Origin of the sequence: Halalkalibaculum sp. DA3122 (genome assembly GCF_043951865.1) — a bacterium.
GTDB lineage: Bacteria > Bacteroidota > Rhodothermia > Balneolales > Balneolaceae > JAMQKA01.
On sequence record NZ_JBINJF010000031.1, the window covers coordinates 39,928 to 48,551 of the forward strand.

Below are 8,624 nucleotides of genomic sequence, written 5' to 3' on the forward strand. Positions count from 1 at the left end.
AAAAATTGCTGGCACAGGTTTCCCCATATCCATTCATTTTTAATCAGACATGATCTTTCTATAATGAAGCGTATATCCCTGCTGCTGATCCTGCTTTGTATACTTTTTGCGACAAAAACACGTGCCCAGGCGGACCTGGAAGTAACGGTTATCCAGAAAGAAAATGGAAATCCAATACCCGACCTGGAATTGACACTGGTAAATGCCTCGATCGGTGTTACCCAAAGCGCTGTAACCGGTGGACAGGGAAAAGCCCGTTTTACGAGCCTCCCCACCTCCGGTACATACCGGGTGAATATCCCGGAAAGTGAGAGGTTCCACGGTCTGGTAACCGATCCTCTTCAGCTCCGGTCCAACACCATGCGCAGCGTGACGATGGTACTTTCGTCCAAAAAGACCGTTGAATTAGATGAAATAACGGTGCAGGCCCCGATCACCCAAATCAATACGATTGATGCGGAGGTGGCCGCCGAACTGGATACTGAAGAGCTCGAAACGCTGCCGGTGGAGGCCCGGGATATTAACACGGCGTTATACCGGCTGCCCAACGTCGTGCCCGCCACCGGTTTTTTTCCCGAGGCGCCGAGCGTCAGTATCAACGGGGCCAACTCGCTCTACACCAATTACCTGATCGACGGCATGGACAACAACGAGCAGTTCCTGGGCGGACCCAAATTCCCGATTCCGACGGGATTTGTACAAAATGTGACTGTGCTAACCAACAACTATTCCACCGAGTACGGCTTATCGGGGAACGGCGTGTTTAATATCACCACGAAGTCGGGCAGCAACCAGTTTGGGGGCGAAGCCTTTTACGTGGTCAGGCCCGGGCAGCCGCTGGACGGGGAAACCGGTTTTGCCCAGCGCGACCTTACCGGGAACCAGGTGAAGGAGGGATTCCGCCGCCACCAGTTTGGCTTTGGCCTGGGCGGTCCCGTTGTGGAGGATCAAACATTCTTTTACCTGAATGCGGAACAGATCTTCGATCTCAAGGACAATTTGCTGAACGTGCCCCAGTTGGGTATTAATCAAACAGTGCCCGGGCAAAATCGCTTTACCTTACTTTCCGGCAAGCTGGACCACCGCTGGGCCGATAATTTTCGGTCATCGCTTCGGGTAAATACCGGCCTGATCAACATTGAACGTCAGGGCGGCGGCATCGATGGCGGAGTAACCTTCCCGTCGGCCTCCAACAGCCAGGACCGCAATTCGTTTCATGCCACCCTCAAAAACAGTTACCGAATGGGAGAATTACACGGCGAAACCAACCTGCAATATTCCCGTTTCCGGTGGAACTACAGCAATGCCGAAAACCCCAACCGTCCCTCCGCCACAGTGCTGGGCCCTTCTGAACAGACGATTGCTATTGTCGGTAATCCCGGCTTTCAGTTTGATGCAATCGAAAATACGTTCCAGTTCCAGCAAAAATTTACCTGGTACGCTGGTGACCATACTTTTAAAGCCGGTGCCAGTATCCTGAGTTCCGACCACTCCCTGCTCGGGGGCGGCAATGCATTCGGGAACTACACGGTAAAACTAAACCAGCAGCAGCTGAATGCTGTGGCCGCGAGCAACCCGGGTCGTTCTCTGGATCTGGTAGATATTCCGGATGGTGCCGAAGTGTTGAACTATTCCGTGGAACTGCGTCCAACCCGTTTCGGTACCCGCCAGAATATCTACAGTTTTTATATTGAGGATCTGTATTCGGTCAGTTCCCGGCTCAACCTGACCTTCGGCCTCCGGTACGATTACGATAATCTTTCAAAAGGGGGAAGTGATTCCGGGGACTATAATAATCTTGCTCCCCGATTTAACTTCAATTACAAGCTGACAGATCGTAGCAGCTTCCGGGGAGGCTACGGTCTTTTTTATGACAAAATTGTCTATTCTGTGTACAGCGATGCCCTGCAGCAGAGTTCGACAGCTCCCGATTTCAAGCGACAACTGCAGCAGTTGGAAGATCTGGGCAAAATACCCGGGGATACCGACCTGGATCAGGTGACATTCAACGGCAACGTTTCTGCCGGGCTTAACAATGTCGATTATCTCGAGGGACCGACCTCTTCTGAGATATCCGCTGATCGAAACAGTATTTTCAGCAATTCCCTGCGGCTCCTGAATCCAAACGGTTACGACAATCCCTATACCCACCAGTTTTCGCTGGGATACCAGCTTCAGGTTGACCGGGACAAACTGTTTTATGTGGATCTGATGCACACGCGCTCCTTCAACCTGTTCCGGCTGCGAGACATCAATGCCCCCGCTCCCTACCCGATCGATCCGCAAAACGTCACCATTCGTTCACAGGCCGAGGCGGATGCCACCCGCCCGGTGCCGATCTATTCTGATGAAAACGGGACCTACGGAGTTGTTGAGGAAGATACTCTTCGCGGAATTGGCCGAAACGTGATCATGACAGAAACCAAAGGGGAATCACGGTACTGGGCGGCCAGTTTCAACTTGCGAAAAGAACGGAGTGATGACGACTACTCCTATCGCCTCAGCTACACGCTTTCGAGGCTTCGAAACAACACAGAGGATATCAATTTCAGGGCGATGGACGCCAACAATTTCGAAAATGAGTGGGGACCGTCCATCAACGATCGCACCCATGTAATCAGCGGCTTTTTCACGTGGTATCCATTTGACGGATTTGCGATAAACATGGCCGGATTGCTGCAGAGCGGTCAGCCGATCAACAGGATACCCGATGCCGAAAAATATGGCACTACCGATCTCAACGGGGACGGCCGCTCATTTGGCGCTGCTTATGTAGGCAACAGCGACCGGAGTCCGGGCGAACCGCGGAACAGCGACCGACTGCCCTGGGCTACTACATTTGATATTGGCATTCAATACCGTCTGCCCGTAACCAGCGGACAAAACCTGGAGTTCAGGGCCGATATTTTCAATATCTTCAATGCACAGAATCTGAGCGGGTACGCAAATAATGCCACCCAGAGCAACCAAATTCAGGTGGGACCTGCATCCTCGGGACGGCTGGTGCAAAAAAATGCGAGTCCGCCACGCCAGTTCCAGTTTTCATTGCGATACCTGTTTTAAATCTCCAAACCTCCAAGGTTTTTGAAACCTTGGAGGTTTAAGTAATCTCGATTTATGCCTAAAAAACCCATTATTTACATTTTAGTTATACTGGTCTCGGTGTTAGGGATCGGGAGTTGCTCATCCCAACGAACCGATCCAAACCTGCGGAATCTGTCATGGGAAGAGATCACCGAACAGGCACGCGGCCAGACCGTCAGCATGATGATGTGGATGGGAGATCCCAACATAAACGACTACATGCAAACCTATGTGGTGCCGGAAGTTGAAAAGCGGTATGATATCAACCTGGAAGTTGCCAACGGGCAGGGCAATACCATTGTCTCTATCATTATGAGTGAGTTGCAAGCCGGTAAACAGGAAGGCGAACTTGACCTCGTGTGGATCAACGGCGAAACCTTTTACCAGCTTCGGCAGATAGAAGGATTATATGGACCTTTTCTGGAACAGCTCCCCAATTCAACCTACATCGACCTGGACAACCCGTTTATTAAATATGACTTCCAGCAGCCCATTGACGGGTATGAAGTCCCCTGGGGCAATGTGCAGTTTACGATGATCTATGACTCAGCGCGGGTGACGGATCCGCCGACCACCCGGCAGGCGCTGGCTGAATACGTAAAGCGGCATCCTGGGAGCTTTACCATTGCCAATGACTTTTCCGGCATGACTTTTCTGAAATCGCTGCTGATCGGGATGGCCGGTCCGGGAACGCTGGACGGCGAATTCAACAAAGAAGCCTATCAGAAATACTCCAGCCGGTTGTGGGACTATATCAACCGGCTGAAACCATATATGTGGAAAGAGGGCGAAACATTCCCTGAGAACGTGGCCGCCATGCACCAGCTTTTTGTGAACGGTGAACTCCATTTCACCATGAGCAACAACGACTCGGAAGTGGACAATAAAATTCTGGAAGGCTTTTTCCCGAAGACCGCCCGTGCATTCGTACTAGAAGATGGTACCATACAAAACTCCCATTATCTTGGTATCCCCGTGAATGCTCCACAAAAAGCCGCTGCCATGGTAGTCAGTAACTTTCTTATTTCACCGGAGGCGCAGTACCGGAAAGCCCGGCCCGATGTGTGGGGCGACGGGACGGTGCTTGCAATGGACAATTTGCCCGACAAGTGGAAAGAAGAATTCCGGCAGATGCCGCAGCGAAGATATGCCCCAGCGAGGGATTCGCTCAACAATCACGCGTTTCAGGAACTGGCTCCCGAATATATGATTCAACTGTATGAGGATTTCCGTACAAACATTATTCAGCAGTAAAGCTCAGGCGACAGGTATTCTGCTATTCCTGCTTTTGACGGTGGCACCGCTGCTTATGGGGATTCTGTATGCCGTGCTCTATAGTCTCGGAATTATTGGACTGTTAAGTGAAGGCGTGACCCTATCTTACTGGCAACAAGTCTTGGCAGATGCAGAATTCTGGAACTCTTTGGGATACACCTTTTATATTGCGCTGGTCACCATTACACTTACCATTACAGCTGCACTTGGTCTCACACTCTTTTTGAAAAAGCCGCTGCAAAAAGGATTCCCGGGCTTTTCGCTGTACGTACCGCTCGCTTTTCCAGCCATTGTTGTCGCCTTTCTGGTGTTTCAGCTGGCCTCACAGTCCGGGTTGCTGTCACGCATCGCCTGGCAGCTGGGCTGGATATCCGATTCCGCCACATTCCCCGACCTGGTGAATGATCCCTTTGGCATCGGCATTATTGCTGCACATACCTTTATGGCGGTGCCATTCTTTGGGCTTTATTTCATGAACCTGTATGACGGGGAACAGATCGGGGAGTTTACACAGGTGGCCAAATCACTGGGGGCCTCCAGAGCACAGCAACTGTTTCGGATTGAAGCTCCGATTCTGCTGCGGCGCGGGTTTCCCACCATCATACTGTACACCATATTTATACTGGGATCGTATGAGATTCCCTTGATTCTCGGGCAGCAGTCGCCCCAAATGATGTCGGTGCTGATCATCCGCAAACTTCGAAAATTCAGCCTCGATACCATCCCTGAAGCGTATGTGGCGGCGCTCCTGTTTATCGCTGTCATTATTATTCTGCTCATTGTGATCTTCAAAACACGGTCGTTCAGCTATGATCTCGACAACTAATTTCTCAACATATCTGGCCCGGACCCTTGCCGTGACATTTCTATTCCCGGTGGTGTTTCTGCTGCTGCTCTCCGTTTCGGTCAGCTGGATTTTTCCCGAGGTGCTGCCTGATTCGCTGACCTTACAGCGCTGGATATCGCTGGCAGGCGGCAATAACGATCTGTTCAGCAGCCTGGTGCTCTCGCTGGGGATCGCCTTTTCTGTGGCTACGCTTTCAACCTTTGGCGGATTCTATACGAGCAAACACCTGGCGTACCATCACAAAAGAAGCCTGTGGATGCGGCTTTCCTATTTTCCCTTTGTACTTTCCCCGATCATCTACGCGGCCCTGCTTTATTTCTATTTTATCCGGGCCGGGCTATCCGGGAATGCAGTCGGAGTGATCCTGGGACAGCTCTTGATCGCATACCCGTACAGCGTCATATTGTTTAGCGGTTTCTGGAGCGACCGTATCCAAAATATGGAACAACTGGTTCAAACGCTGGGCGGCAACAGGTGGCAGACCTATCGTCGTGTGTTCCTGCCGATGGCCCAGGGCCTGCTGCTGGTCTGCTTTTTCCAAACCTTTTTGATATCCTGGTTTGAATACGGCCTCACGACCCTGATAGGAGTCGGCAAAGTGCAGACGCTTACCCTGAAGGTGTTCCAGTACATTAATGAAGCCAATTTTTATAATGCCGCAATGAGCAGTTTGCTGCTGGTACTGCCACCGATCATTTTGCTCTATTTCAACAAAAAATACCTGTTTAAGAAACGATGGTAAATCCACTCAGGGCAGAACACATAACAAAGTCGTTCGGAGACGAACAGGTGCTGATAAACCTGAACATGGAACTGCAGGAGTATGAAACGCTGAGCATTCTCGGGCGGTCGGGGTGCGGGAAAACGACGCTGCTCAAGATTTTGGCAGGGTTGGAATCACCTGACCAGGGTTCCGTTTGGGTGGGAGAGAAGAACATTCAATCTCTATCCTCCAGCCAGCGTGATATCGTATATCTCTACCAGGAGGCATTGCTGTTTCCCCATATTAATGTATTTGAAAATATCGCTTTCGGCCTTCGTTTGCGTAAAATGGATGAAAAAACCGTTACCAAGCGCACGAATAAGATGATCAATCAACTGGAGTTGAACGGTATGCAGGACAAGATGCCTCACCAGCTTTCCGGCGGGCAGCAACAGCGCGTTTCTTTTGGACGCGCCCTGATTACCGATCCAAAAGTGATATTGCTCGACGAACCGTTTGGCAGCCTGGACGCTGATACGCGCTCCAGCATGCAGAACCTCTTTAAACGCGTTGCGGATCAGATTAACATCACGGCGATCTTTGTCACGCATAATGTAAAAGAAGCCATCTTGATGGGCGACCGCATCGCAAAACTGGATAATGGGAACCTTAAAATGTTTGATTCCATCGAGGCCTTTGTACAATCAGGGGAAAACAGCGTTAAGGAAGAAATCGATTTTTGGCAAACAATATCTGATAAGCAGTAAACGCATCACCCTTTTTTCTTTTTTACACTATTTATGAGTTCCTTAACACAATTTAATTGTCTGTGTGACAATGACTTAACAGAAATAATGAGCTGTTCAACTGCAAGTATTTTCTGGACTTGATGGCTGCCAGTGAAATTGGGCTTTCTCCCTCCGGCCTGGCGATTTCTGAGCCGCCCCGGGGGCGCAGGGTAGTTATTTGTGACTGGTTATTAGTTATTTGGGACAACGAATAACTAATTCCTAATAACCAATAACTAATCCCGCCGGTGATTTTTTGGGTTCCTTTTTGTTCACACAAAAAGGAACACCTCTTCCTTTGGGAAAAGCTATTGAGATTTTTTTAGGAACCCTATTTAAAGCTTCCGCAAAATTATGTTGCAAATTCCAAGTGTTAGAGGTGACCCTTTTGTCTTGATACAAAAGGGTCTCAACAATCAAGAAGAATCTAAACTCCTCAGGGCGGATATCGATCCGGCCGCTGCTCAGATCTGCCGCCCGCCCTTCGTCAGACATAGATTCTTCCGGTTGGTTTTAGTGCAATAACCCGGTTATAAAACTCCCTCGAAATTCATTATTTATCATTCGTAATTTTAAATCGTTCACCCTTCCGCCCTTTGAAATTTTTGTTGATTCGAGTGACTGGAGCCGAAGCGTAAAGAAACCATTTCTGTTTGAGATCCGTGTTTCCCAGCGGATTGAGTTAAATGGTTTTAGCTGCGGCGGAGGGAACGCCACAAAAATTTCACCAGGCGGCGATTTTTTTGGTTCGTTTTTTCATCGTTGAAAAAATGAACATAAAGCCACGTTAATTTAAAATATTCTGTTTTGACTAAATCCCTAGCCGTTATTCTCGGCAGCGCCTTTGAAAAAAGCATACCCGAAGCCCTGGATATGCAGACGGTGGAAATTGCCACCGACTGGGGCAATCAGAAGCTGTATAAAACGACCGTGACCGGTAACCGGGAGGTGTATGCCATCATCCGGCATGGCGTTCCTCACCATTTGCTCCCAAACCAGATCAACTACCGGGCGCAGGCCGCGGCACTCCATAAGGTCAACTGCGGCGCCCTGCTAATCAACAGTTCCGTTGGCGTGCTGGATCCGGATTTACCCTTGTATAAACCGATGCTGCTGACCGACATGATGATGCCGGAGAACCGTCTGCCGGATGGATCCACCTGCACGATGTTTAAAGATCCTTCGGAAAACCAGGGACACCTGGTATTAAACGAGGGACTGTTTTCAAAAGAACTGGCAAGCCAGGTGTACGGACTTGATCCTGATATAATCTACAAACCGAACCGGGAGCTGGTGTTCGTTTATGCGGGAGGCCCGCGCAGTAAAACATCGGCTGAAAACCGTATGTGGGCACAACTGGGGGGAGATGTCAACTCCATGACCGTTGCGCCCGAAGTAGTATTGGCCAATGAACTCGAAATCCCCGTTTCGGGGCTGGTGGTCGGACACAAATATTCAGTTCCCGGCATTGATAATCCGCCTGAAGAGGATATCAGGGAAACGCTGGAGCAGGCGCGCTCAGCCACAGAGAACATTCTCCTGGAATTTTTACAGCGGGGAGAACCGGTTGAATTTGGCAATCACATTTATCGGTATTAGTATAGTTATTGGTTAATCAGGACATCCCATACCCATATAAACTCATTGGTTACCAATGAGTTATATTTTTATGACAATTACATGTAACTAATTCCCTTATTGGCCAAAAACCTTGCATTTCTGCGATTTGATTATCCCAAAATGGTGCCTCAGATGAACAAAATTACTTATTATTGACAAACAAGCGAAGGCGCAGGGTAGTTATTTGTGACTGGTTATTAGTTATTTGGGACCACTAGTGTCCCGTTAAGGACTTTTTGAATTCTCGTAAGTTATTGGCAACCAATGGAATAAGCACTGTTAAAATTTTTATCGATTTGAACGCGTA

General features: G+C 49.4%; 7 protein-coding genes. 6 read left to right on the forward strand and 1 reads right to left on the reverse strand.

Annotated elements, in window-relative coordinates; all coding sequences use genetic code 11:
- The first annotated feature begins 63 nt into the window (after positions 1-63).
- From ACG2F4_RS16185 to ACG2F4_RS16205, 5 genes are read left to right on the forward strand one after another with little or no spacing between them, the layout of a single operon-like run.
- On the forward strand, positions 64-3,063 hold the full coding sequence (locus tag ACG2F4_RS16185) for a TonB-dependent receptor domain-containing protein (RefSeq protein WP_395261930.1): 3,000 nt from the start codon (positions 64-66) through the stop codon (positions 3,061-3,063).
- A 54-nt stretch (positions 3,064-3,117) separates the two neighbouring features.
- On the forward strand, positions 3,118-4,338 hold the full coding sequence (locus tag ACG2F4_RS16190; protein WP_395261931.1) for an ABC transporter substrate-binding protein: 1,221 nt from the start codon (positions 3,118-3,120) through the stop codon (positions 4,336-4,338).
- On the forward strand, positions 4,304-5,185 hold the full coding sequence (locus ACG2F4_RS16195) for an ABC transporter permease (protein ID WP_395261932.1): 882 nt from the start codon (positions 4,304-4,306) through the stop codon (positions 5,183-5,185). Before ACG2F4_RS16190 ends, ACG2F4_RS16195 begins: the two co-directional genes overlap by 35 nt.
- Positions 5,169-5,948, forward strand: coding sequence for an ABC transporter permease (locus tag ACG2F4_RS16200; protein WP_395261933.1), 780 nt, complete (start codon positions 5,169-5,171; stop codon positions 5,946-5,948). Before ACG2F4_RS16195 ends, ACG2F4_RS16200 begins: the two co-directional genes overlap by 17 nt.
- Entirely contained in the window at positions 5,942-6,676 is a 735-nt protein-coding gene (locus ACG2F4_RS16205) for an ABC transporter ATP-binding protein (RefSeq protein ID WP_395261934.1), read from the forward strand. Before ACG2F4_RS16200 ends, ACG2F4_RS16205 begins: the two co-directional genes overlap by 7 nt.
- Before the next feature lie 243 nt (positions 6,677-6,919).
- Here ACG2F4_RS16205 and ACG2F4_RS16210 read toward each other — a convergent pair whose 3' ends face one another.
- On the reverse strand, positions 6,920-7,192 hold the full coding sequence (locus ACG2F4_RS16210) for a hypothetical protein (protein ID WP_395261935.1): 273 nt from the start codon (positions 7,190-7,192) through the stop codon (positions 6,920-6,922).
- A 312-nt stretch (positions 7,193-7,504) separates the two neighbouring features.
- On the opposite strand from ACG2F4_RS16210, the gene ACG2F4_RS16215 reads away from it, so the two are divergent.
- The gene (locus tag ACG2F4_RS16215) at positions 7,505-8,296 is read left to right on the forward strand and encodes a 5'-methylthioadenosine phosphorylase (RefSeq protein ID WP_395261936.1); all 792 of its coding nucleotides are present in this window, start codon (positions 7,505-7,507) and stop codon (positions 8,294-8,296) included.
- The last annotated feature ends 328 nt before the right edge of the window (positions 8,297-8,624 follow it).